At 57.6% G+C, this 22,533-nt stretch carries 24 protein-coding genes and 2 tRNA genes; 11 read left to right on the top strand and 15 right to left on the bottom strand.

Annotated elements, in window-relative coordinates; translation table 11 throughout:
- The first annotated feature begins 99 nt into the window (after window positions 1-99).
- Window positions 100-510, top strand: a complete 411-nt coding sequence (gene arfB / locus S7A_RS15140) for an alternative ribosome rescue aminoacyl-tRNA hydrolase ArfB (RefSeq protein WP_009091963.1) — start codon at window positions 100-102, stop codon at window positions 508-510.
- 80 nt (window positions 511-590) lie between these two features.
- On the opposite strand, the gene proS is transcribed toward arfB, so the two are convergent.
- From proS to metN, 6 genes are all read right to left on the bottom strand, one after another.
- The gene (proS, locus tag S7A_RS15135; RefSeq protein WP_009091962.1) at window positions 591-2,309 is read right to left on the bottom strand and encodes a proline--tRNA ligase; all 1,719 of its coding nucleotides are present in this window, start codon (window positions 2,307-2,309) and stop codon (window positions 591-593) included.
- Window positions 2,310-2,398: 89 nt separating this feature from the next.
- The gene (gene tsaA / locus S7A_RS15130) at window positions 2,399-3,103 is read right to left on the bottom strand and encodes a tRNA (N6-threonylcarbamoyladenosine(37)-N6)-methyltransferase TrmO (protein ID WP_009091961.1); all 705 of its coding nucleotides are present in this window, start codon (window positions 3,101-3,103) and stop codon (window positions 2,399-2,401) included.
- Window positions 3,100-3,498 carry an Rcs stress response system protein RcsF gene (gene rcsF, locus S7A_RS15125; RefSeq protein WP_009091960.1) on the bottom strand — a complete coding sequence of 133 codons (399 nt, stop codon included), beginning with the start codon at window positions 3,496-3,498 and terminating at the stop codon, window positions 3,100-3,102. The genes tsaA and rcsF overlap by 4 nt, the downstream gene beginning before the upstream one ends.
- A gap of 128 nt (window positions 3,499-3,626) precedes the next feature.
- Window positions 3,627-4,442 (bottom strand): MetQ/NlpA family lipoprotein, encoded by an 816-nt coding sequence (locus tag S7A_RS15120; RefSeq protein ID WP_009091959.1) that lies wholly within the window; start codon window positions 4,440-4,442, stop codon window positions 3,627-3,629.
- 31 nt (window positions 4,443-4,473) lie between these two features.
- Window positions 4,474-5,127, bottom strand: coding sequence for a methionine ABC transporter permease MetI (locus tag S7A_RS15115; RefSeq protein ID WP_009091958.1), 654 nt, complete (start codon window positions 5,125-5,127; stop codon window positions 4,474-4,476).
- The gene (gene metN, locus S7A_RS15110) at window positions 5,120-6,151 is read right to left on the bottom strand and encodes a methionine ABC transporter ATP-binding protein MetN (RefSeq protein ID WP_009091956.1); all 1,032 of its coding nucleotides are present in this window, start codon (window positions 6,149-6,151) and stop codon (window positions 5,120-5,122) included. The genes S7A_RS15115 and metN overlap by 8 nt, the downstream gene beginning before the upstream one ends.
- Before the next feature lie 189 nt (window positions 6,152-6,340).
- On the opposite strand from metN, the gene gmhB reads away from it, so the two are divergent.
- Window positions 6,341-6,901 (top strand): D-glycero-beta-D-manno-heptose 1,7-bisphosphate 7-phosphatase, encoded by a 561-nt coding sequence (gene gmhB / locus S7A_RS15105; protein ID WP_009091953.1) that lies wholly within the window; start codon window positions 6,341-6,343, stop codon window positions 6,899-6,901.
- 191 nt (window positions 6,902-7,092) lie between these two features.
- A tRNA-Asp gene (locus S7A_RS15100) sits at window positions 7,093-7,169 on the top strand.
- A 108-nt stretch (window positions 7,170-7,277) separates the two neighbouring features.
- On the opposite strand, the gene yafC is transcribed toward S7A_RS15100, so the two are convergent.
- Window positions 7,278-8,180 carry a DNA-binding transcriptional regulator YafC gene (gene yafC / locus S7A_RS15095; protein WP_009091951.1) on the bottom strand — a complete coding sequence of 301 codons (903 nt, stop codon included), beginning with the start codon at window positions 8,178-8,180 and terminating at the stop codon, window positions 7,278-7,280.
- A 256-nt stretch (window positions 8,181-8,436) separates the two neighbouring features.
- Here yafC and S7A_RS15090 point away from each other — a divergent pair, with 256 nt between their 5' ends.
- Window positions 8,437-9,252, top strand: coding sequence for an endonuclease/exonuclease/phosphatase family protein (locus S7A_RS15090; protein ID WP_033736606.1), 816 nt, complete (start codon window positions 8,437-8,439; stop codon window positions 9,250-9,252).
- Window positions 9,253-9,325: 73 nt separating this feature from the next.
- Here the strand turns inward: S7A_RS15090 and mltD are convergent, their stop codons facing one another.
- Together mltD and gloB are read right to left on the bottom strand one after the other, a co-directional pair.
- The gene (gene mltD / locus S7A_RS15085; protein WP_033736400.1) at window positions 9,326-10,702 is read right to left on the bottom strand and encodes a murein transglycosylase D; all 1,377 of its coding nucleotides are present in this window, start codon (window positions 10,700-10,702) and stop codon (window positions 9,326-9,328) included.
- A gap of 71 nt (window positions 10,703-10,773) precedes the next feature.
- Complete coding sequence (gene gloB, locus S7A_RS15080) at window positions 10,774-11,529, bottom strand: hydroxyacylglutathione hydrolase (RefSeq protein WP_009091944.1); 756 nt, start codon at window positions 11,527-11,529, stop codon at window positions 10,774-10,776.
- A 43-nt stretch (window positions 11,530-11,572) separates the two neighbouring features.
- Between gloB and S7A_RS15075 the strand changes: the two genes are divergently transcribed.
- Window positions 11,573-12,310 (top strand): class I SAM-dependent methyltransferase, encoded by a 738-nt coding sequence (locus S7A_RS15075; RefSeq protein WP_009091942.1) that lies wholly within the window; start codon window positions 11,573-11,575, stop codon window positions 12,308-12,310.
- Here the strand turns inward: S7A_RS15075 and rnhA are convergent.
- Window positions 12,292-12,759, bottom strand: a complete 468-nt coding sequence (gene rnhA / locus S7A_RS15070) for a ribonuclease HI (RefSeq protein ID WP_009091940.1) — start codon at window positions 12,757-12,759, stop codon at window positions 12,292-12,294. The two genes, S7A_RS15075 and rnhA, sit on opposite strands and share 19 nt — an antisense overlap.
- A 51-nt stretch (window positions 12,760-12,810) precedes the next feature.
- On the opposite strand from rnhA, the gene dnaQ reads away from it, so the two are divergent.
- Together dnaQ and S7A_RS15060 are read left to right on the top strand one after the other, a co-directional pair.
- Window positions 12,811-13,542, top strand: a complete 732-nt coding sequence (dnaQ, locus tag S7A_RS15065) for a DNA polymerase III subunit epsilon (protein ID WP_009091938.1) — start codon at window positions 12,811-12,813, stop codon at window positions 13,540-13,542.
- Window positions 13,543-13,676: 134 nt separating this feature from the next.
- Window positions 13,677-13,753 (top strand) — tRNA-Asp (locus S7A_RS15060).
- A gap of 64 nt (window positions 13,754-13,817) precedes the next feature.
- Here S7A_RS15060 and S7A_RS15055 read toward each other — a convergent pair.
- A complete protein-coding gene (locus S7A_RS15055; protein ID WP_009091936.1) occupies window positions 13,818-15,311 on the bottom strand; it encodes an NCS1 family nucleobase:cation symporter-1 in 1,494 nt (497 codons plus the stop codon).
- 144 nt (window positions 15,312-15,455) lie between these two features.
- Here S7A_RS15055 and S7A_RS15050 point away from each other — a divergent pair, with 144 nt between their 5' ends.
- Genes S7A_RS15050 through puuE form a run of 3 tightly spaced genes read left to right on the top strand, consistent with a single transcriptional unit; the run spans window position 15,456 to window position 17,894 of the window.
- Window positions 15,456-16,178, top strand: coding sequence for a GntR family transcriptional regulator (locus S7A_RS15050; RefSeq protein ID WP_009091934.1), 723 nt, complete (start codon window positions 15,456-15,458; stop codon window positions 16,176-16,178).
- The gene (gene hpxA, locus S7A_RS15045) at window positions 16,175-16,906 is read left to right on the top strand and encodes an allantoin racemase (RefSeq protein ID WP_009091932.1); all 732 of its coding nucleotides are present in this window, start codon (window positions 16,175-16,177) and stop codon (window positions 16,904-16,906) included. Before S7A_RS15050 ends, hpxA begins: the two co-directional genes overlap by 4 nt.
- A gap of 34 nt (window positions 16,907-16,940) precedes the next feature.
- On the top strand, window positions 16,941-17,894 hold the full coding sequence (gene puuE, locus S7A_RS15040) for an allantoinase PuuE (RefSeq protein WP_009091930.1): 954 nt from the start codon (window positions 16,941-16,943) through the stop codon (window positions 17,892-17,894).
- Window positions 17,895-17,945: 51 nt separating this feature from the next.
- Here the strand turns inward: puuE and hpxZ are convergent, their stop codons facing one another.
- The 4 genes from hpxZ to S7A_RS15020 are packed head-to-tail and all read right to left on the bottom strand — an operon-like array spanning window position 17,946 to window position 21,502.
- On the bottom strand, window positions 17,946-18,326 hold the full coding sequence (hpxZ, locus tag S7A_RS15035) for an oxalurate catabolism protein HpxZ (RefSeq protein WP_009091928.1): 381 nt from the start codon (window positions 18,324-18,326) through the stop codon (window positions 17,946-17,948).
- On the bottom strand, window positions 18,326-19,723 hold the full coding sequence (locus S7A_RS15030) for an AtzE family amidohydrolase (protein WP_009091926.1): 1,398 nt from the start codon (window positions 19,721-19,723) through the stop codon (window positions 18,326-18,328). Before S7A_RS15030 ends, hpxZ begins: the two co-directional genes overlap by 1 nt.
- Window positions 19,720-19,902 carry an oxalurate catabolism protein HpxX gene (hpxX, locus tag S7A_RS15025; RefSeq protein WP_009091925.1) on the bottom strand — a complete coding sequence of 61 codons (183 nt, stop codon included), beginning with the start codon at window positions 19,900-19,902 and terminating at the stop codon, window positions 19,720-19,722. Before hpxX ends, S7A_RS15030 begins: the two co-directional genes overlap by 4 nt.
- Before the next feature lie 13 nt (window positions 19,903-19,915).
- Window positions 19,916-21,502, bottom strand: a complete 1,587-nt coding sequence (locus tag S7A_RS15020) for a gamma-glutamyltransferase family protein (protein ID WP_009091923.1) — start codon at window positions 21,500-21,502, stop codon at window positions 19,916-19,918.
- A gap of 138 nt (window positions 21,503-21,640) precedes the next feature.
- Between S7A_RS15020 and hpxU the strand changes: the two genes are divergently transcribed.
- Window positions 21,641-22,480, top strand: a complete 840-nt coding sequence (hpxU, locus tag S7A_RS15015; RefSeq protein ID WP_009091922.1) for a MurR/RpiR family transcriptional regulator HpxU — start codon at window positions 21,641-21,643, stop codon at window positions 22,478-22,480.
- Window positions 22,481-22,533: the final 53 nt, after the last annotated feature.

The raw sequence follows: 22,533 nt of genomic DNA, 5'->3' as shown, positions 1-22,533 counted from the left end.
GATTCCGCTGGCTGCCGCGCAACGCGGGATCGCACAAAAGGTTAAGTTGATGAACAGGTTATCAGAGGTAAAGGTCATGAAGCAGGGGAGAGGAGAGCGATGATTATGCTGTCCCGTTCGGTTGAGATCCCGGACAGTGAGATTGAGCTGACGGCGATACGCGCTCAGGGAGCGGGTGGGCAACATGTCAATAAAGCCAGCACGGCTATCCATCTGCGTTTTGACATTGCCGCCTCTTCACTGCCTGCCTTCTATAAAGAGCGGCTGCTTACCGCCAGCCATCATCTGATCACTGCTGAAGGCGTCGTGGTGATCAAGGCGCAGGAGTACCGCAGTCAGGAGATGAATCGCGAAGCCGCGCTGCAACGGCTGCTCAATCTGATCCGCGAACTGAGCACGGTCGAAAAAGTGCGTCGCGCCACGCGGCCGACCCGCGCGTCAAAAGAGCGACGACTGGAAGGAAAAGCGCGCCGCAGCAGTACCAAAGCGATGCGCGGCAGAGTGCAATAAAAAACGCCCCGCAGGCGGGGCGTTTGAGTGCTTATACCTTCAGGGGCGGGCCGCGAAGAGTTCCAGCCCGCGCTGAGAACTTACTTATTCAGCGCCTTCAGCAGGAAATCGACGATCTCATCCTGCTTAATCATCTGCTTCTCACCGGCACGACGTGATTTGTACTCAATCTCCTGATTATCGAGATTGCGATCGCCAATGACGATGGTGTGTGGCACACCGATCAGTTCCATATCAGCGAACATCACGCCCGGACGCTCTTTACGGTCATCCAGAATCACGTCGACGCCTTTCGCGCGCAGTGTGGCATACAGCTCTTCCGCCAGCTCTTTCACCCGGAAGGATTTCTGCATATTCATGGGCAGAATCGCGACCTCAAACGGAGCCAGTGCCGCCGGCCAGATGATGCCGCGCTCGTCATGGTTCTGCTCGATCGCCGCGGCGACAACACGGGTGATGCCGATACCGTAGCAGCCCATGCTCATTATCTGGTTGCGGCCATCTTCGCCCTGAACAGAGGCTTTCAGCGCGTCCGAATATTTCGTGCCGAGCTGGAAAATGTGACCCACTTCGATGCCGCGCTTAATCTGCAGCGTGCCTTTGCCATCCGGGCTCAGATCGCCTTCAACCACGTTACGGATATCCGCAACGCTGGCCAGCGGCAGATCGCGCTCCCAGTTAATGCCGAAGTAGTGCTTACCATCGACGTTAGCACCGGCGCTGAAGTCACTCATCTTCGCGACGGTACGGTCTGCGATGATCGGCATCTGCAGGCCGACCGGCCCGATTGAACCCGGACCTGCACCCACTGCCGCGCGAATCTCTTCTTCAGTCGCGAAGACCAGCGGTGACGCCACGATAGCTGACTTCTCTGCTTTGATTTCGTTCAGCTGATGATCGCCACGAACCAGCAGGGCAACCAGCGCATGACCGCTCTCTTCCGCGCCTTTAACAATCAGCGTTTTCACGGTTTTCTCAACCGGCACATCAAATTGCTCAACCAGCTCCGCGATGGTTTTTGCGTCTGGCGTCTCAACCAGCTGCATTGCCTGCGACGGCGCAGCGCGTTCACCGGCCGGTGCGACGGCTTCGGCCAGCTCGATGTTGGCGGCGTAATCAGAATCGGTTGAGAAGATCACATCGTCTTCACCACTCTGGGCCAGCACCTGGAACTCGTGTGATGCACTGCCACCAATAGAGCCGGTGTCGGCCTGTACGGCACGGAAATCCAGGCCCATACGGCTGAAGATCTGGCTGTAGGCGCGGTACATCGCATCATAGGTTTCCTGCAGCGATTCCTGCGACACGTGGAAAGAGTAGGCATCTTTCATGGTGAATTCGCGCGAACGCATCACGCCAAAGCGCGGACGCACTTCGTCACGGAATTTGGTCTGGATCTGATAGAGGTTCAGTGGCAGCTGCTTATAAGAGCTCAGCTCATTACGGATCAGGTCGGTGACCACCTCTTCATGCGTCGGGCCCAGCACAAACGGACGTTCGTGGCGGTCGGCAATACGTAACAGCTCCGGGCCATACTCCTCCCAGCGACCGCTCTCCTGCCACAGGTCGGCAGGCTGCACGACCGGCATTAAAATCTCAACCGCACCCGCGTTGTTCATCTCTTCGCGCACGATGTTTTCGACTTTTTTCAGCACGCGAACCCCGGTCGGCAACCAGGTGTACAAGCCAGAAGCCAGTTTGCGGATCATACCGGCGCGCAGCATCAGCTGGTGGCTGATCACTTCGGCGTCGGAAGGCGTCTCTTTCTGAGTAGAGAGCAGATATTGAGTAGTACGCATTGATTACGGTTCCAGTTGATCGGAAAGTCACAGACAGAAATTTGCTGGCGGCTAGTGTACCAGTGAGATCACTGGCTCAAAAGCGGGTTTTAACGCGGGTCGATAGCGATCACTTCTGTCCCGGCATCGTCAATGCGCCAGCGTACATTAAAATCCATCAGCCAGGCCGCATATTCCCGCTCCTCTGCCTGGCCCTGACGGTAAGCGGGACGGGGATCCTGCGCCAGCACGTCACGGATAAAACGCGCCAGATGGGGATAGCGGGCATGCTGTTGCAGCTGCGCCTGCGCCAGCACGGAAAAGCGCACCGGCATTGTGGCCGCCGGTGCTGCCTGGGCAAATCCCGCCCGGGCTTCGGGCAGCGCTTCGGCAAAAGGCAGATAGGGTTTGATATCCACGATGGGGGTGCCATCGACCAGATCCAGACTGCCAAGCTGCAGGATCACCTGCTGCTTCTCAAGCCTGATCTCTTTCAGCTCGACCAGCGACATGCCAATCGGGTTGGGACGAAACGTTGAACGGGTTGCAAAGACACCCATGCGCGCATTGCCGCCCAGTCGGGGAGGGCGAACCGTGGGACGCCAGCCGCCTGCCATCGTCTGATGAAAGACAAACAGCAGCCAGAGGTGACTGAACGCTTCCAGTCCGCGAACCGCTTCCGGCTGATTGTACGGGGGCAGCAGGTGCAGCTCTCCGCCGCCATCCTGCACCAGGCCTGGCTGGCGCGGCACGGCAAACTTCTCTTTCCACGGCGAGCGGATGACCCCAATCTGCGCAAAGGTGAATTCACTCATTGATTGCTGACTTTCAATGCCGAGCCCTGACACACTGCCTGACGGTAGCACCCTGGCGTACCCGTCACGATTTCACACTTGTGCAGCAGCACCGCATTGGCTTTCATCTGTGACGCCCGGATCTGCAGACGTTTACGGGCCGTGGCGATGTTAGCGGGCGAGTTCTGATTGCTGATCTGGCAATCTTCAGCAGAGACTTCACCCAGATCGCGGAACGGTTTGCTGACCAGATCGGCGGCATCCGTGTAGAGCTTAACCGGTGCGGGGCGGGCAGCGGGTTTGCGGGTCGGTTCAGTGGAGTGCTGCGGCCTGGACGGTGCGCTGGTTATCGGGTGATACTCATGAACACACCCTGTCAGCATCAATGCTAACAAGCCGAGCGGTAAAAAACGCATGGCAACATCCTCAGGTTTCCAAAAGTGGCGTTATTGAAACAAGGACAGGAATAAATAACAAGTCGGGCAGGGCAGGCCGTAACAGAAAGGGCGGCATAGCGCCGCCCCCGGGGAGAATGTTGGCTGACTTACCAGCCTTTAACTGCACCGCCGTTAAAGACTTTGTTGGCGGCTTCGTTAACTTCGTCAGACTGGTAAGCCTGAACGAACTTCTTCACGTTTTCCGCATCTTTGTTATCTTCGCGCGCGACAATCAGGTTCACATAAGGTGAATCTTTATCTTCGACGAAAATCCCATCTTTAGTCGGGGTCAGGCCGATCTGGCTGGCATAGGTGGTATTGATGACCGCCAGGGCGATCTGCTGATCGTCCAGTGAGCGGGGCAGCTGTGGCGCTTCCAGCTCAACAATTTTCAGATGCTTTGGATTCTCAGTGATATCCAGCGAGGTTGGCAGCAGGCCTGTGCCCTCTTTCAGTTTAATCAGGCCGGCTTTCTGCAGCAGCAGCAGCGAACGTCCCAGGTTAGTCGGATCGTTTGGAATCGCGATCTGAGCGCCATCCTGCAACTCATCCAGCGATTTGATCTTTTTCGAGTAGCCCGCAATCGGGTAAACGAAAGAGTTGCCGACGGAAACCAGTTTGTAGCCACGATCTTTGATCTGCTGATCCAGATAAGGTTTGTGCTGGAAGGCGTTAACGTCGATATCGCCTTTGCTCAGTGCCTCATTCGGCAGAACGTAATCGTTGAAGGTGACCAGCTCAACGTCCAGACCATACTTCTCTTTCGCGACTTTCTGCGCGGCTTCAGCAACCTGCTGTTCAGCGCCGACAATCACGCCCACTTTGATGTGGTTCGCATCTTTCTCTTTTTGATCGCATCCTGCCAGCGCAATCGCGCCAATCAGTGCACCCACAGCGGCAATTTTTTTGAATTTGAAAGACATATCCTTTCCTTAATAATGTGATATTGCTGGCTTACTTATGGGACACAGCACGTACGATGCGGTCGCCACAGAACTGAATGAGATACACCAAAACCACTAACAACACCAATACCGTATTCATCACGGTGGCGTTATATCCGATATAACCATACTGATAACCGATCTGACCCAGACCACCGGCGCCGACCGCGCCGCCCATGGCAGAGTAACCTACCAGGGTAATCAGGGTGATTGTCGCGGCGTTCACCAGACCCGGCATCGCTTCCGGCAGCAGCACCTTGCGAACGATCTGCATCGGCGTGGCACCCATGGCACGTGACGCTTCAATCAGGCCGGTAGGCAGTTCCAGCAGGGCATTTTCCACCATACGGGCGATAAAGGGGGCGGCGCCAACGGTCAGCGGGACGATTGCCGCCTGCAGTCCGATGGAGGTGCCGACGATCACGCGGGTAAAAGGAATCATCCAGACCAGTAAGATAATGAACGGAATGGAGCGGAAAATATTCACCAGCGCGGAGAGCACGCGATAGAGCCCCTGATTCTGCAGAATCTGTCCCGGACGGGTGACATAAAGCAGAACGCCGACTGGCAGACCCAGTACAAAACCAAAAAAGCCGGAGACAAAGGTCATCATCAGCGTTTCCCACACGCCCCGTCCCAGCAACCACATCATCGCTTCAGACATAACCCAGCACCTCTACTTTCACATGATTCTCCTGCAGCCAGACTATCGCCTCGCGGGTATCGCTTTCAGTGCCGTGCATTTCGGCCAGCATAATGCCGAACTTCACGCCGCCGGCGTAATCCATCTGCGCACTGATAATGTTGTTATTCACGTTATAACGCCGTGCGGCTTCGGAAAGCAGCGGGGCGTCAACCGATTTACCGGTAAATTCCAGTCGCAGCAAGGGCACGCTGTTCTCAGCGGCAGTGGCTGACAGGCGCTGCTGATAATCATCCGGGATATCCAGATGCAGGGTAGACTGAATGAACTGCTGAGCCAGCGGTGTCTTAGGATGCGAGAAGACCTCACTGACGCTATCTTTCTCAATCAGCTCACCCTGACTGATGACAGCCACCTGGTCGCAGATGCGCTTCACCACATCCATTTCATGGGTGATGAGCAGAATCGTCAGGCCCAGCCGGCGGTTAATGTCCTTCAGCAGCTCCAGAATAGAACGGGTTGTCGCCGGGTCCAGAGCGCTGGTGGCTTCATCACACAGCAGCACTTTTGGATTGCTGGCCAGCGCACGGGCAATCGCGACACGCTGCTTCTGTCCACCCGACAGGTTCGCAGGCCAGGCATCGTGCTTATCGGCTAATCCCACCAGTTCCAGCAGTTCCTTAACGCGAGCGTTGATCTGTTCACGGGAGAGATTTCCCAGCTCCAGCGGCAGGGAGACATTACCCGCGACGGTCCGGGAGGTCATCAGGTTGAAGTGCTGGAAGATCATGCCAATCTGACGACGGGCCTGAGTCAGCTGACGTTCGCTGAGTGCGGTCAGGTCAGCACCGTCGACCAGCACACGGCCTGATGTCGGACGTTCCAGCAGGTTAACGCACCGAATCAGCGTACTTTTACCGGCACCGGAAGCGCCGATAACGCCATAAATCTGTCCGGCAGGCACGTGCAGGCTGACGTCCTTCAACGCCGAAATGGTGCGCGTACCCTGCTGGAACACTTTGGTGATATTTTCGAGTTTAATCATTAGGTTATTTATTATCGTGTTGCGTTGTCCGTGGTGTGGGAAGCCTCGTTGCTTTTATTAAGGGTAAAAGCTGGATGGATGGTAAGGCATCCAGACGTCTGAATCAATGGAAGTGATTCAATCTGACATTCTCCCTTTCACAGCAATCATGCGATACTGATCGGCAATTTTTACAGCAGGAGTTTCTACGTGGCGAATAAAGTCCCCGCTATTTTTCTTGATCGAGATGGCACCCTTAATGTCGATAATGGCTATGTCCATGAGATCGATAACTTTCAGTTTATTGACGGCACCATTGAAGCGCTGCAGCAACTGAAGGCGATGGGGTATGCGCTGGTGGTCGTGACCAATCAGTCTGGCATCGCGCGCGGTATGTTTACTGAAGACACCTTTATGCAGCTCACCGAATGGATGGACTGGTCGCTGGCCGATCGCGACGTTGATCTGGACGGCATCTATTTCTGCCCGCACCATCCCGACGCCGCCGTTGCAGAGTATCGTCAGGCGTGCGACTGTCGTAAACCTCAGCCGGGTATGCTCGTGATGGCTCAGCAAGAGCTGAATATTGATATGGCGGCTTCTTATATGGTGGGTGACAAGCTGGAGGATATGCTGGCAGGGCAGGCTGCCGGTGTCGGTACCAAAGTCCTGGTACGTAGCGGTAAACCGGTGACCGCTGAAGGGGAAGCCGCCGCTGACTGGGTCATCGATAGCCTGGCCGCACTGCCAGCGCGCATTAAACAGGCATAAAAGGGCGCTTTTGTGCAAATTTCAGACGAACGGAAAAAAAGTCTTAATTTGCACTTGCGCTATCTGAACCGCTCTCCCCATGCGAGAGTAGGGAACTGCCAGGCATCAAATTAGTTCCTTTTCCCCTGACAAGGAAAACAACAGGAACAAACAGCTATCAGCCATCTGCTGACAGCTGTGAAAGAACCGGTGGAGCGGTAGTTCAGTTGGTTAGAATACCTGCCTGTCACGCAGGGGGTCGCGGGTTCGAGCCCCGTCCGTTCCGCCACTTAATTGGAAAGCCCTGACTTAACGGTCAGGGCTTTTTCCATTGCAGCAAATACTGCCCGGAAAGCCCTCCCTGAACGCAGGCATCCTCACCGGACCTGGGCGCATCTCAGATGCGCCACGGTTGTTCAGCACTCCACTCGCTGAGGAAGTCAATAAAAGCGCGCACACGCTGGCTGACGCCAGTATCACTGTAATAAACCGCATTGAACGGCATCTCGACCGGCAGGCGTTGATCTGCCAGCACTTCAACCAGCGTTCCCTCGGCAATTTCACGATCGATCATATATTCCGACAGACAGGCGATACCATTACCTGTGAGACAGAGCTGTTTAATCGTCTCTCCGCTGTTGGAGGATAGAGCCCAGTCGATATCATAGAGCTCACCGCTGTCACGGGCGACGGGCCAGCGATTAAGCCGGGGCGAGTCCTCAAAGCCCAGGCAGTGATGACGATCAAGCTCAGCCACGGTGTGCGGCACGCCATGCTCCCGAAGATAGGCGGGCGACGCAACCAGTTTACGAAAGCTGTTAAACAGCAGACGGGCGCGCAGGGTAGAGTCAGTCAGATTACCGGCGCGGATAGCGATATCCACTTTTCGCTCGATGAGATTGATAAAACTTTCCGAGGAGATTAACGAAAGCCTCACCCCTGGATAGCGGGCACGGAAAGGCTTAATCATCGGCATCAGCAAATGCAGAATTACCGGCGTCGCGGCATCAACGCGCAAAAGGCCTTTTGGCTCCTGCAGGCTCTCAATCAGGTCGCTCTCCGCCGTCGTCATCTCCTGCAAAAAGCGCTGAACATGACGGAAATAACGCTCTCCCTCCTGCGTCAGTGCCAGCTGCCGGGTGGTGCGGGTGAGCAGGGCGATGCCCAGCTTGTTCTCCAGCTTTTTAATCGTTCTGCTGACGGCTGAGTTCGCCATCTGCAGCTGTTCAGCAGCGCGACTGAAACTTCCGCTTTCTACTACGCTGACAAACACTTTCAGTTCGTCAGAAGATGCCTTCATTTAACCTCCCTGCATGGACGTGGCGATGGCGCGACGCGGTGGCCGATAGTGCTGTGGTTCCAGTATAGAAGTCTGGTCAGCAATGACCGCACGAATCATGCCTCCCCGCGTTTTGTTCAACGCCTGCAAAGGCGCTGTTTTATTCTGGAAAAGGGTGCTGAATTCTGACATTGACCTGCATCCATTGAAACCCCGGTCTAAAATCCCTATAACAGACAGGTGTTATCTGTTTTTGAATCATCAGCCAGGCGGGAAAGTGCGCAAAAAAACTTATGCAATGCGATATGTGGCGGGACAACCTGTGGAACAGATCTTTCCACCGGGTGCGATGCTCCATCTCGGTCAGGCACTGCCACCCGGCGCTCCCTTGCCCGCGCATCCGAATCTTAAGGTTCTGGTGTGGAACATCTTCAAGCAGCAGCGTGCAGACTGGATGTCGGTGCTGGAGGGGTTTGGTAAGGACGCGCACCTGGTTTTACTTCAGGAGGCGCAGACAACGCCGGAGCTGGTACGGTTTGCGACGAGTAATTATCTGGCTGCCGATCAGGTTCCCGCCTTTGTGCTGCCTCAGCACCCCTCTGGCGTGATGACGCTCGCTTCTGCTCATCCGGTCTACTGTTGCCCGCTGCGTGAGCGTGAGCCGCTGCTGAGGCTGGCTAAATCGGCACTGGTCACGGCCTATCCTCTGCCCACCGGTGAAATGCTGATGGTCGTGAATATCCACGCCGTTAACTTCAGCCTGGGCGTCGACGTCTACAGCAAACAGCTGGGCCCGATAGGGGAGCAGATTATGCATCATCGCGGTCCGGTGATCATGGCCGGGGACTTTAATGCCTGGAGCCGTCAGCGCATTAACGCGCTCTACCGCTTTGCCCAGCGCATGAAGCTGGAAGAGGTGATGTTCACTGCCGACCACCGCCGTAAAGCGTTTGGTCGCCCGCTGGATTTTGTCTTTTATCGCGATCTCAGGGTGAGTGAGGCCTCAGTGCTGGTGACGCGGGCTTCCGACCATAATCCTTTACTGGTGGAGTTCAGTTCAGGACGGGAGTCCGGGGCAGACAGAAAAGAGTAAAGCGAGGGTACAGCGCAGACGGCTGCGGATGAATAAAAGAAAAAGGCTGACAATTGTCAGCCTTTTCAACGTATCAGGTATCAGGTGTCGCGTTATTATTCACAAACAGCGTTAAATTATCGCCGGGTTGAATATCTTTCGCGCTGTCCAGCACACTGTTCCAGCGCATCACGTCTTTAATATTGACGCCGTGATGCCGTGCAATACTGTCAAGAGAATCACCCTTACGAACACGATAGGTGATGCTGTTGCCGTTATCAGCCAGTCGGGTGCCATTCGAACCGATAGTCAGCGTCTGACCCGGTCGGATATCGGCACCGCGCAGGTTATTATCCTGCTTCAGTGTGGAGACGCTAACGCCAAGCTTCGCGGCGATACCCGAGAGCGTATCACCCCGTCGCACCTTGTACCCGCCGCTCGCACTCGCTTTCGCAAGCTGAGTTGGCTGTACCGCTGCGATGTCACCGGACGCCAGTGAGTTACGCAGTCTGGCGACGTTCGACTTCGGCACCATAATATAGTGCGGGCCGTTTGGCGCGGTTGCACCGCCTTTGTAGCCGGTATTGAAGCTCTTCAGTTTCGTGAGCGACATACCTGCCATTTCGGCAGCCTGCGTCAGCTGTATCTGCTGACCCACTTCCACCCGTGCCAGTGCACGACTTTCGTTGGGTGTCGGCAGTTTGATACCGTAACGCTTGTTATGTTTGAGCAGTTCACTCAGAGCTAACATTTTCGGCACATACACCGTGGTTTCGCGTGGCAGCGATAAGTGCCAGAAGTCAGTCGGCTTACCGCGCGCCTTATTCTGTTTTATCGCTTTGAGTACACGTCCTTCACCACTGTTGTATGCGGCAATGGTTAATAACCAGTCACCGTCAAACATGGTGTTAAGACGCTGCATCATATCCAGCGCAACCCGTGTGGATGCGACAACATCCCGTCGCCCATCGTAATACTGGTTCTGTTTCAGTCCATAATTTCGACCCGTTGAGGCAACTATCTGCCAGATACCAGCGGCATTGGCGGATGAGGTTGCGCGAGGGTCAAAAGCGCTCTCCACTATGGGTAGCAGTACCAGTTCCATCGGCATTTTACGTTTCTGTATCTGCTCGACTATCCAGTACATGTACGGCTCTGCCCGTAATGTTACATCGTGGAGATAGCTCTTATTTTTTAAAAATTTACTTTTTTGTTCGCGGATTGCCGGGTTTTCCGGAATCCCCATCTTCAACTCGTCACTAATGAAACTCCAGAGATCTGCGTCTGCTGCGAGGCCAGTTCCATCTTCCTGCCATCGCGGCGACAAAAACTCGTCTCCGTACTTTCCATTTTCACCTTGACCAGCTGAAGACAGGCTCTGTGCATGCTGTTCGGGGATATTGGCATCGTTCCTCGACGCCTGACATCCTACCAGCAAGACTGAGGCGAGTAAGATCGCTTTAGCCTTCATGTGTGTGTCAATAGTTCGCTTAAAAGACGAGCAACTATACGTGACGACTTTTCACAACACAACCCGAAAAATCAAAAAGCGTCTTTCTTCTCGCGTAGAACGGCAAATGTGTGCCATACCGGTTCATCATTCACGTTAACGTTTAACGCCCTTTGCAAATCAATATCTTGCGTGCGGAGAAATAAATTTATTGACCGTTCGTGCCCCAGTTTTGTGGGCAGACTAATGCCATTTTCGGCGCGTAAGTCCTTAATTTTCTGATATTCGGCCATTATTTGCGGGTCATGGGGCAGAATAGCCGCAGCAAACTTCAGGTTAGATAAAGTATATTCATGCGCGCAGCAGACCATCGTTTCATCCGGAAGCTGATTAAGCTTTTGAAAGGATTCATACATCTGCTCTGCTGTGCCTTCGAAAAGACGTCCGCAGCCACCCGAAAAGAGTGTGTCGCCACAGAAAAGATAAGGTGAGCTGTAATATGAGATATGTCCTAAAGTGTGACCAGGGGTATGAATCACCTCGAACGTCAGGCCGAGAACCGTTACCTGATCGCCCTCGCTGACCACCGTTCTGGCTCCTTTGGCGACCGTTTCCTGCGGGCCGTAAACTTCGAGCGCCGGGAAATGCTCACACAGTGTTTTCACCCCACCCGTATGGTCGTTGTGGTGGTGAGTTAACAGAATCGCCACCGGCTGCCAGCCGTTAGAGGCCATTTTTTCTAATACCGGCTGAGCTTCACCGGGATCGACAATCAGACACTGACCTTCATCATTATTCAGCGTCCAGATGTAGTTGTCCTGCAACGCAGGAATACTGGTAAGATTCATCATCACCTCTAGCAGGTCGTAGGAATAAGGAAGAGCGTAAAGCATGAAGCCCGCGACAACACGCCAGATTCTGAACGCTCCGCTATCGTGGCGCGATATGCCGTGGGGAGACTATTTCCGCGACGCGCTGACCCAGCAGCTTCAGCCTTACCTCGGAAAGCTTTATGGCTTTCATATGCTTAAGCTTGGCAACCTCAGCGCAGAAATCAACACCGAACACTGTGCTATTTCACATCAGGTCAACGTGGGCAGCGAGGGCGAGCTGTTACAGGTGCTGGCTGACCCCCTGCAGCTTCCCTTTGAGTCGAAGTCGATTGATGCCTGTCTGCTGGCGCATACGCTGGCCTGGAGCCAGGACCCGCATCGGGTGTTGCGGGAAGTGGACAGGGTACTCATTGACGACGGCTGGATGATCATCAGCGGCTTCAATCCCTTCAGCCTGCTCGGGGTCACGAAAATGATTCCGGGGTTAGGCCGTAAGGCGCCCTGGAGCGGACGGATGTTCAGCCAGATGCGTCTGCTCGACTGGCTGAGCCTGCTGAACTATGAGGTGGTTTACCGCACCCGGTTTCAGGTGGTGCCGTGGCATCGGCAGGGGGGGAAACTGATCAGCGCCCACTTACCGGCGCTGGGGTGCCTGAATATTGTCGTGGCACGTAAACGCACCTTCCCGCTGTTGCCGACACGGGCGAAGAAGAGCATGAGTCCCAGCCAGATCCGCCAGACCGTCAATGCTACCCGCCAGTTCCGGCAGGCAGACGATCAGGACTCGCTCTTGTAACCGATATCTTCAAAGGCGGGATTTTCCGCCGCGCTGCGGGCCAGCACGTCGCAGCGCTCATTCTCGGGATGTCCCGCGTGGCCTTTAACCCACTCCCACTGAATCTTGTGGGTGCTGAGGGCCTGGTCGAGACGCTGCCAGAGGTCGACGTTCTTCACCGGTTTTTTATCCGCGGTTTTCCAGCCGCGTTTTTTCCAGTTATGGATCCAGCTGGTAATTCCCTGACGCACATACTGGCTGTCAGTACTGAGCACCACATCGCAGGGCTGCGTCAGCGCTTCAAGCGAAATAATGGCCGCCATCAGTTCCATCCGGTTATTGGTGGTGAGGCGATAGCCCGCGCTGAAGGTTTTCTCATGCTGGCCATAACGTAAAATCGCCCCGTAACCGCCGGGACCGGGATTTCCAAGACAGGATCCATCGGTGAATATTTCTACCTGTTTGCGCATCTCTGGTAGACTTCCTCTCAAAAACGTCAAGTCTGACATAAAACGGGTCTTATGAGCACTGCAAATAACCGCCAGATCGTACTCGATACTGAAACCACCGGCATGAACATGATCGGGGTCCATTATGAGGGGCACCGCATCATTGAGATTGGTGCGGTCGAGGTGATTAACCGTCGCCTGACCGGTAACAACTTCCATATGTACCTGAAGCCCGATCGGCTGGTCGATCCGGAAGCCTTCGGCGTTCACGGGATTGCAGATGAGTTCCTTGCCGACAAACCGATGTTCAGCGAGATTGCGGATGAGTTTCTCGACTATATCCGCGGCGCCGAGCTGGTGATCCATAACGCGCCGTTCGATATCGGCTTTATGGATTATGAGTTCTCAAAGCTGAATCGGGGCATTGAGAAAACCGAAACCTTCTGCAAAGTAACCGACAGCCTGGCGCTGGCGCGGCGCATGTTTCCCGGCAAGCGTAACAGCCTGGATGCGCTCTGCTCGCGTTATGAGATAGACAACAGCAAGCGAACGCTGCACGGCGCACTGCTCGATGCCGAGATCCTGGCGGACGTGTTCCTGACCATGACCGGCGGGCAGACCTCACTGTCGTTTTTATCCGAAAGTGAAAGCGCCCGTCAGGCGCAGGGCGAGAGCATTCAGCGCATCGTACGTCCCGCTTCGGCACTGCGCGTGGTGACGGCCAGCGACGAGGAGATCGTTGCCCATGAGTCACGGCTGGATCTGGTCATGAAAAAGGGCGGCAGCTGCCTGTGGCGCGGCTGAATGACGGAAATTTGTGGATAAAATCAACGGCGAGCTGAAAAAAACGGCAAACGATCGCGTCGTCAGGAAAAAGCGTTGACGCCGCAACGGCCTGCCATTACTATGCGCCTCGTTCTCGACGGGGAACAAAGCGCGGAGCGGTAGTTCAGTTGGTTAGAATACCTGCCTGTCACGCAGGGGGTCGCGGGTTCGAGCCCCGTCCGTTCCGCCAATCTCTTTAAAAAAGCCGATTCAGAAATGAATCGGCTTTTTGCTGTCTGCGATTCCGTGGCGGGTTACTCTTTCTGCGCCACGACCTCACCCAGCCAGCGCGCACTGTCTGCCGCTTCCCGCTCTTCACGGGCGATAAAGCGGTAGCAGCCTGCCGCCAGACCGGCTCCGATAAACCAGCTGAAGTTCGCCACCTGATGCAGGGAAGGGATAAAGCTGATCACCAGGCAGATGGCCACCGACGGCAGCAGCGCGGCGATCGCTTTAGGGTTAAACCCGCCGCGATACCAGTACCGGCCCGCTGGCGTGGCGTTAAACAGGTCGTCGACCGAGATGCGTCCGCGTTTGATCAGGTAGAAATCAGTCAGCAGAATCCCGAACAGCGGCCCGATAAAGGAGCCCAGGACATCCAGGGTGTAGTGAATCAGTTCAGGCGACTGGAACAGGTTCCACGGCGTTAACAGCACCGAGCCCACCGCGGCGATCATCCCGCCGGTGCGGAAGCTGATTTTCTGCGGTGAACAGTTAGAGAAGTCGAAGGCGGGTGAGACAAAGTTCGCCACAATGTTGATGCCGATAGTGGCGGTAATCATCGTCAGCAGCCCAATCGCTACCGCCAGGTCGTTGCCGACCATGCTCACGGTCTCGATCGGATCGGTGATCATTTTACCAAACAGCGACTGGGTGCCCGACACGATGACCACCGTCACCACGGAGAAGAGCAGGAAGTTAAACGGCAGGCCCCAGCGGTTGCCACGACGGATCTCTGACATGCTTTTGCCGTAGCGGGAGAAGTCACCGAAATTCAGCAGCGGCCCGGAGAAGTAGGAGACGACCAGCGCGGTTGCGGTAATCATCTGCCACGTCTGCTCGCCCGGGGTGAGTGATTTACTGGCGAGGGTAAAAGAGATCCCATCAAAACCGGTCTTGTATACAATCCAGCCCGCCAGCGCCACCATCACCACATAGACAGCCGGACCTGCCACATCGATAAACCGTTTGATGGCGCTCATGCCATGCCAGAAGACCATCGCCTGCAGCAGCCACATCACGCCAAAGCAGCACCAGCCCAGCAGCGACAGGCCAAGCCAGTGTGGCTCGGTCATTGAGTTCAGTGACGGGGCGAACTTCAGCAGAACCAGCATCAGCGCGTTCGCCGCCAGGTAGGTCTGGATGCCATACCAGGCAAAAGCGATCAGCCCGCGGATGACCGCCGGAATATTCGCGCCAAACACGCCAAACGCCTGACGGCAGATCACCGCATAGGGAACGCCTGCCATCTGGCTTGGTTTTGCCACCAGATTGGCACAGATCTGCACGATGCAGATTCCGGCCAGCAGGCAGAGCAGCACCTGCCAGCTGGCTAATCCCAGCGTGAAGAAGCTGGCCGCCACCACATAGCCGCCCATGCTGTGGACATCTGACATCCAGAACGAAAAAATGTTGTACCACGACCAGTTCTGGTCGCGGGTGGGCGCCAGATCGTCGTTACAGAGACGTGGGCTGTAACTGGCGTTAGCGTCAGAGGCCGTGCTGGCCACCGTGGAATGATTTGGCATGAAACCTGCTCCTCTACCCGAGAGTGAAATGAATAATCTGGTAAAGGGGTATTGCAGGATTCAGGCCAGATTTCTTTTCCTGTATACAATATTTGCTGTTCACGTATACGATATGTGGCGTACAGAGAGCTTCCGGAGCAGGTAATGACAAGTAAAACAGGCCAGCGAGACGCCGCCAGAACGCAGGATAAAGATGAAGGGATCTACCAGGCGCTGATGACTGCCATCGTGGAGCATCAGCTGCCGCCGGGCAGTAAACTGCCGGAAGAGGCGCTCTCCGGCGTGTTTGGAGTAAGCCGCACCGGCATTCGCAAAGTACTGCAGCGCCTTGCGGCGGTGCAAATGGTCACCCTGACGCCCAAACGTGGTGCGCAGGTCGCCACCCCTGGCGTTGAAGAGGCACGGGAGATCTTCGCCACCCGCAGTTTAATGGAGTGCGCCAATCTGCACGCCGTGCTGGCCCATCTGCAGCCCCCGCATCTGGTGGCGCTGGAACAGCTTATCGCACAGGAGAATCAGGCCCACGCCGCGCATGATGGCCCGGCAGCCATCCGGCTTTCGGCAGCCTTTCATATTCAGCTGCAGGCGATTTCCGGTAATCAGGTGCTCACCGGCATGGTGACCAGCCTGACGCAGCGCTCGTCGCTGGTGATTGCCGCCTATGGCGCGCCGTGGCAGCGCGGCTGCCGCTGTGACGATCACACGCATCTGCTGACCCTGTTACGGGCACGTGCGCTGCAGCCGCTGACTGAGGCGCTGCAGCACCATTTTGAGCATATTGTTTCCAGCCTGCACTTTGAGCGCAGCGGTGAAACGCTGCCCGACTTTTCACGTCTGTTTGCCACGGGCAAAGGAGCGGCCTCATGAGCCTGATTCAGGTCATTAACCCCAACACCAGCCTGGCGATGACCGAAACCATCGCTCAGGCTGCCCGTGCGGTTGCCGCACCCGGCACCGACATTCTGGCCGTTTCCCCCTCGCAGGGCGTGCCTTCCATTGAAGGGCATTTTGATGAGGCGATCGCGGCCATCGGGGTGCTGGAGCAGGTCAGGCTGGGGCGGGAACAGGGCGTGAGCGGACATGTGATTGCCTGTTTTGGCGACCCGGGATTACTGGCGGCGCGCGAACTGGCCAGCGGGCCGGTCATCGGTATCGCAGAAGCGGCGATGCACACCGCCACGCTGCTGGCGACGCGCTTTTCGATTGTCACCACGCTGCCGCGCACGCTGGTGATTGCCCGTCATCTTCTGCAGCAGTATGGCTTTACCCATCACTGTGCCGCGCTGCATGCCATCGATCTGCCGGTGCTGGCGCTGGAGGATGGCAGCGGACTGGCACAGGAAAAAGTGCGTGAGCGTTGCCTCCAGGCCAAACGGGAAGATGGCAGCGGCGCGATTGTGCTCGGCTGTGGCGGCATGGCGACGCTGGCCGCTTCCCTGACGCAGGAACTGGGTCTGCCGGTGATTGATGGCGTCGGCGCGGCCGTAAAAATGGTGGAGTCGCTGGTGGCGCTTGGCTTTGGCACCAGCAAACATGGCGATCTGGCCTGGCCTTTGCAGAAACCTCTCTCAGGTGCGTTTCAGCATCTAAACTAACGGAACTTTCCAGACAGAAGACAGGAAGCGAGTAATGACTGACGCTGCAGAGAAGAAAGAGTACAGCTTTAACAAAAACTATCCGCGCGATTTGATCGGTTATGGTGCTCATCCGCCGCACGCCGCCTGGCCTAACAACGCCCGGGTGGCGGTGCAGTTTGTCCTGAATTACGAAGAGGGGGCGGAGAACAGCGTGCTGCACGGTGACGCCGGCTCCGAGCAGTTCCTCTCCGACATCATCGGTGCCGCCAGCTATGCCGACCGTCATATGTCGATGGAGTCACTCTATGAGTACGGCTCGCGCGCCGGTTTCTGGCGCATTCACAATGAATTTCAGAAGCGCGGTCTGCCGTTAACCGTGTTTGGCGTGGCGATGGCGCTGGCGCGTCACCCGGAGGTTGTCGAAGCGATTAAACAGGCGGACTACGATGTGGTCAGTCACGGCTGGCGCTGGCTCCACTATCAGGGCGTGGATGCGAAAACCGAACGTCAGCATATGCAGCAGGCAGTGGATGTGCTGACCGATCTGTTTGGGAAAGCCCCAACCGGCTGGTATACCGGACGTGACAGCCCGAACACGCGCCGGCTGGTGGTGGAGCAGGGCGGCTTCAGCTACGACAGCGACTACTACGGCGACGACCTGCCGTTCTGGACGCAGGTGACCTGTCAGGATGGCACGGTTAAGCCGCACCTGATTATTCCCTACACCCTGGAGTGCAATGACATGCGCTTTGCCTCGCCGCAGGGATTTAACACCGCCGAGCAGTTCTTCACCTACCTGCGTGACAGCTTCGATGTGCTGTATGAAGAGGGGGAGACCGCGCCGAAGATGATGTCCATCGGGATGCACTGTCGCCTGCTGGGGCGTCCGGGCAAATTCCGTGCGCTGCAGAATTTCCTCGACCACATTCAGCAGCATGACGACGTCTGGATCTGTACCCGCCAGCAGATCGCCGATCACTGGATCGCGACACACCCGGCACCCTAAGCCGGTTCCGGTGCGTCGCCTCCCTCGGGCCAGGCGACGCACCGGCGATAATCAGCTCATCAGACTGACCTGGGCGGCCACAATGCACCAGCCGTGCGGCATGCGAACCCAGGTCTGCTGCTGACGGCCGATTTTATCACTGCCGGCACGGGTAAATTCGGTGCTGCAGACCGCATAATCCTCGCCAAAGGTGGTGATCACCGTATTCCGCAGCCTCCGGTCGAGGCCCACAGCGGGGCGCGCAGCCCGGAAGGCGCGAATCTCATCGATGCCATACAAATTTTCACCGGCCCCGAGGCGTACGGTGCGTGGGTCGTGCCAGAAAAGCGCATCCAGTTCAGCCACGTCATTGCTCACCAGCGCCTTTTCGTAACGCCAGAACTGCGCCGTCACCTCGCTGACCACCTGCGGTAAATTAATCTCTCTGTTCATCAGGCTCCTGCCATCGTGATTTGCGGCAGGGTGATGCCGCGTTGTTCCAGTGTCCAGGCGGCACGTAATGCCGCCGCTTCATTAAACGGGCGGGCGATAAGCTGTAACCCAATCGGCAGGCCGCTTCGGGTCGCCAGCGGAACGGTACAGACCGGCAGTCCCAGGAAGGAGATGGGCTGCGTCAGCATGCCCATGCTCGCTTTGGCGGGTAGCGATTCACTCTGAATTGACAGCGTCTGCTGACCGATGGTGATCGCGCTGCAGGGGGTTGCCGGGGCGATCAGCACATCGAAGCGATCAAACAGCGGCAGCACCTGCTGCTGGAAATGACGACGAAAGCGCTGGGCCTGCACATACCAGGCGCCGGGCATCATCGCGCCGGCCAGCAGACGCTCACGTGAGTTAGGTTCAAACACCTCAGGCTTCTGACGCAGGGCAGGCAGATAGTGATTCCCCCCCTCGGCGGCGGTCATGATAAAGGCTGCCGAACGCGCCAGCTCCGCCTCCGGCATCACCACCTCCTCCTGCGCCTCCAGCGCGGCTGCGACGGTGGCCACCGCCGCGCGGGCGTCCTCATCGCACCAGCGGGCAAAAAAACCGCCCAGCACGCCACAGCGCAGCCCTTCACTGCCCTGCGACAGGCCGGGCAGCGTGGCCTCTGGCGGCCGGACGGCCTGAAACGCATCTGCGGGGTCTGCGCCCTGCAGCAGGTCATAAACCAGCGCCAGGTCTTCCACCCGCCGGGCCAGCGGGCCGATATGATCGAGGCTGGCAACAAAGGGGTGGCTGCCGCTGCGTGACAGTCGGCCAAAAGTGGGTTTCAGGCCAAAAATGCCGCACAGCGACGCGGGCACCCGGATTGAGCCGTTGGTATCGGTGCCCAGCGAAAAGTGAACCAGCCCGGCGGCCACGGCGGCAGCCGACCCCCCGGACGAGCCGCCCGCGACGCGGCTTAAATCGCGTGGGTTACGGGTCGGGCCGTAATGACTGTTCTCGGTGGTGAAACCATAGGCGTAGGCATCCATGTTCAGCATGCCCGATAATAGCGCGCCAGCGTGGCGGAGTTTGCCGATGGCGAAGGCATCTGCCTGCGCCGCGGGGCGGTCGCTGAACAGCCTGGCCCCTGCCAGCGTGCTGTGACCCGCCACATCAAACAGGTTCTTCACTGCATAGGGAATGCCCGCCAGCGGGGGCAGGGGCTCACCGCGCTGCCGCTGCGCATCAACCGCGCTGGCTTCTTTCAACATGCGAGGCCCGGTGATTTCCGTCCAGGCATTCAGCGCCGGGTTGTGCTGCTCAATCGCCTGCAGCGTCTGTTCGGCCACCTCGCGAGCGCTGATCTCACCCTGGCGGATCGCCTGCTGCAGCGTCTGAATCGAAACGTCACCTGTTTTCATGCCTGATACACTCCCGCCACTTCCAGCCGGTCATCAAGCGGAAACGCCATCAGCGGTGCGGCCATCTCCGCGATACGCGACAGCTGGATCAGCAGCTCGGCGCGGCGGGGATCGTCCAGCGTCAGTTGCAGGATCTGCTCCATATGGCCGATGTAGCTGGCCCACTCATGTTCATTCATGATTCACTCCTGTTTAAAAACCGGCGGCGCTGCCGTTACTGCGCGGATCGCTCGCGCCTTCAAACATGCCGTTGCAGTGACGCACAATGGCACCCGCATGACCCACGGATTCGCTGAAGTCCGGCAGGCGTTCTACCTCGTGCCCCCACTGGCGCAGCTGTGCGACGGTTTCGTCGGCAATGCGGCCTTCCAGCTTCAGCGAGTCTGATGACTGGCCCCAGGTACGCCCCAGCAGCCAGCGCGGTGCACTGACCGCCTGCTGTAGCGGCAACCCCTGAATCACATGGCGGGTAAAGATCGCTGCCTGGGTCTGCGGCTGACCATCTCCGCCCATTGCGCCATAAACCAGCGTCCGGCCATCTTTCAGCCGTGCGGCGGCGGGGTTCAGGGTATGGAAGGGCTGTTTGCCGGGTGCCAGCGCCAGCAGATGTTCAGGATCGAGGCTGAACGCGGCTCCCCGGTTCTGCCAGGTGATGCCCGTGCCAGGCAGGACGACCCCGCTGCCAAACTCGTGATAGATGCTCTGAATAAAGGAGACGGCAAGCCCGCTGCTGTCCATCACACCCATCCAGACCGTATCGCCCGGCCCGCGGCCGCTGCCCCAGTTTGCCGCCTCGCCATCTTTGATCTGGCTGGCGAGGGTGGCGAGGGCGTCCTCAGCCAGCAGCGCCTGCACATCTTCGGTGACATAACGCGGATCGGTAATGTGCCGGTCGCGCAGCGCAAAAGCTTTTTTGGTGGCTTCCACGATGCGGTGCACCGTCTGCGCCTCGTCAGCCCCGGCCATCTCCAGGCGATCGGTAATGCCAAGGATCGCCAGTGAGACGAGGCCCTGGGTCGGCGGGGCGATATTCCAGATGTCGCCTTCGCTGTGTGCGAGGTGCAGGGGCGTGGTGCGACGGGCGCGATGCTGCTGCAGATCGGCCAGGGTGACCGGCATGCCAAGCGTGGCCATTTCATCAGCCATATGGTGCGCCAGCGGGCCGCGATAGAAGCTGTCCAGCCCCTGTTCGGTAAGCTGGCTCAGGGTCTGTGCCAGCGCAGGCTGGGTAAAACGGCTGCCAGGCTGCGGCACCTCGCCATCAGGCATAAAGGTGGCGCTGAATCCGGGCTGATGCTGTAACTCACTGCGGAAGTTCGTCGTGGCGGCGGTCTGAGAGGCGGTAACCGGAATACCGTCCGCGGCGTAGCGAATCGCATCGCGCAGCAGACGCGCCAGCGGCAGCAGCGGGCTGCCGGATTCTGCGGCGAGGGTCAGCGCCTCCTGCCAGCCGCTGACCGTACCGGCGACGGTCAGCGCCGCTTTCGGCCCGCGATGAGGGATTCTGGGGTGACCGGCATAGAAATCCGGATGCGCCAGCGAACCGGCGGCACCGCTGGCGTCGATAGCGACGGGATCGCCGCCGGGTGGCAGGATCAGCCAGAACCCATCCCCGCCCAGCCCATTCATGTGCGGGTAAACCACGGCGATAGTCGCGGCTGCCGCCACCATCGCTTCGATGGCGTTGCCGCCGTCACGCAGCACCGCCAGCGCGCTCTCACTCGCCAGATGGTGCGGCGTCACCGCCATGCCCATCGGCGCCATATTACTCTGAATCATCTTTTTCTCGTTCTTCGGGTAACAGAACCGATAGCAAAGCAAGAGCTGTTCCAGTTTTTAGCCTGAGCTGACATTGCGCCGGTTAACCTGGCGTAAATTGTGCTAGCTTCTGCTGAAACAAAAGTTACAGGGTGCGATATGAAACAGCTTGATGAACGACTCCGGAGTCACTATCCCCAGCTCTCGCCGCAGGAGCAGCGCATTGCCGACTTCGTGTTTGACCACTTCGATGATCTGATCAGCTACAACAGCGCCGAGCTGGCGCGGCTCAGCGGCGTGTCGAAAGCCACGGTCAGCAGGCTGTTTAAGCGTCTGGGTTACGAGAAATACAAGGATATGCGCGATGAGCTGCGCATCCTGCGTCAGAGCGGCATGCCGCTGACCGATAACCGGGATGCGGTGCAGGGCAACACGCTGCTGGCGCGCCACTACAAGCAGGAGATGGCGAACCTGACACAGTGGGTCAACAGCCTGGATGCCCGTCAGTTTAACGATGTGATCCAGCAGCTGGCGCAGGCGAAGCGCGTCTTTATCATCGGCATGCGCAACGCCTATCCGGTGGCGCTGCATCTGCGACAGCAGCTGGTGCAGGCGCGCTCGCAGGTCTTTATCCTGCCGCAGCCAGGCCAGACGCTGGCAGAGGAGCTGGTGGATATCACCCCGGAGGATATGGTGGTGGTGATGGCGTTTCGCCGCCGCACCCGCATCATCCGTCCGCTGATGCAGCAGCTTCAGGCGGCCGGAATACCGCTGCTGGCGCTGTGTGAGCCGCAGGCGCAGACGGTCACTGCGCTGGCACGCTGGCAACTCTGCACGCCGCTCGACAGCGTTTCCGCCTTCGACAGCTACGGCTCGGCCATGAGTCTGATTAACCTGATTGCCAATGCGCTGCTGCATGAAATGCTGGCGCAGGGGCGGCAGCGTATTCATCAGATCGCCGATCTCTACCAGCAGTTCGACGAGCTGGAGCACCGTTAACAGGCACCATTTTGGTGCTTTGCCCCATTTCAGCACACGCCCGCCCGCGGCGT

The organism is Pantoea sp. Sc1 (assembly GCF_000255315.1).
Classification (GTDB): domain Bacteria; phylum Pseudomonadota; class Gammaproteobacteria; order Enterobacterales; family Enterobacteriaceae; genus Pantoea; species Pantoea anthophila.
The sequence above is the reverse complement of the archived record's forward strand: the minus strand, read 5'-3'. Positions and strand labels throughout refer to the sequence as shown.

Excerpts from the sequence above, each read along its gene's own strand:
- gloB (WP_009091944.1), bottom strand. The coding sequence starts at position 11,529 with ATGAATCTTACCAGTATTCCTGCGTTGCAGGACAACTACATCTGGACG.
- S7A_RS15050 (WP_009091934.1), top strand. The coding sequence starts at position 15,456 with ATGACAAGTAAAACAGGCCAGCGAGACGCCGCCAGAACGCAGGATAAA.
- dnaQ (WP_009091938.1), top strand. The coding sequence starts at position 12,811 with ATGAGCACTGCAAATAACCGCCAGATCGTACTCGATACTGAAACCACC.
- S7A_RS15115 (WP_009091958.1), bottom strand. The coding sequence starts at position 5,127 with ATGTCTGAAGCGATGATGTGGTTGCTGGGACGGGGCGTGTGGGAAACG.
- hpxX (WP_009091925.1), bottom strand. The coding sequence starts at position 19,902 with ATGAATGAACATGAGTGGGCCAGCTACATCGGCCATATGGAGCAGATC.
- S7A_RS15030 (WP_009091926.1), bottom strand. The coding sequence starts at position 19,723 with ATGAAAACAGGTGACGTTTCGATTCAGACGCTGCAGCAGGCGATCCGC.
- arfB (WP_009091963.1), top strand. The coding sequence starts at position 100 with ATGATTATGCTGTCCCGTTCGGTTGAGATCCCGGACAGTGAGATTGAG.
- S7A_RS15055 (WP_009091936.1), bottom strand. The coding sequence starts at position 15,311 with ATGCCAAATCATTCCACGGTGGCCAGCACGGCCTCTGACGCTAACGCC.
- hpxU (WP_009091922.1), top strand. The coding sequence starts at position 21,641 with ATGAAACAGCTTGATGAACGACTCCGGAGTCACTATCCCCAGCTCTCG.
- S7A_RS15075 (WP_009091942.1), top strand. The coding sequence starts at position 11,573 with ATGAAGCCCGCGACAACACGCCAGATTCTGAACGCTCCGCTATCGTGG.
- hpxA (WP_009091932.1), top strand. The coding sequence starts at position 16,175 with ATGAGCCTGATTCAGGTCATTAACCCCAACACCAGCCTGGCGATGACC.
- hpxZ (WP_009091928.1), bottom strand. The coding sequence starts at position 18,326 with ATGAACAGAGAGATTAATTTACCGCAGGTGGTCAGCGAGGTGACGGCG.
- S7A_RS15020 (WP_009091923.1), bottom strand. The coding sequence starts at position 21,502 with ATGATTCAGAGTAATATGGCGCCGATGGGCATGGCGGTGACGCCGCAC.
- metN (WP_009091956.1), bottom strand. The coding sequence starts at position 6,151 with ATGATTAAACTCGAAAATATCACCAAAGTGTTCCAGCAGGGTACGCGC.
- rnhA (WP_009091940.1), bottom strand. The coding sequence starts at position 12,759 with ATGCGCAAACAGGTAGAAATATTCACCGATGGATCCTGTCTTGGAAAT.
- tsaA (WP_009091961.1), bottom strand. The coding sequence starts at position 3,103 with ATGAGTGAATTCACCTTTGCGCAGATTGGGGTCATCCGCTCGCCGTGG.
- proS (WP_009091962.1), bottom strand. The coding sequence starts at position 2,309 with ATGCGTACTACTCAATATCTGCTCTCTACTCAGAAAGAGACGCCTTCC.
- yafC (WP_009091951.1), bottom strand. The coding sequence starts at position 8,180 with ATGAAGGCATCTTCTGACGAACTGAAAGTGTTTGTCAGCGTAGTAGAA.
- mltD (WP_033736400.1), bottom strand. The coding sequence starts at position 10,702 with ATGAAGGCTAAAGCGATCTTACTCGCCTCAGTCTTGCTGGTAGGATGT.
- rcsF (WP_009091960.1), bottom strand. The coding sequence starts at position 3,498 with ATGCGTTTTTTACCGCTCGGCTTGTTAGCATTGATGCTGACAGGGTGT.
- S7A_RS15120 (WP_009091959.1), bottom strand. The coding sequence starts at position 4,442 with ATGTCTTTCAAATTCAAAAAAATTGCCGCTGTGGGTGCACTGATTGGC.
- puuE (WP_009091930.1), top strand. The coding sequence starts at position 16,941 with ATGACTGACGCTGCAGAGAAGAAAGAGTACAGCTTTAACAAAAACTAT.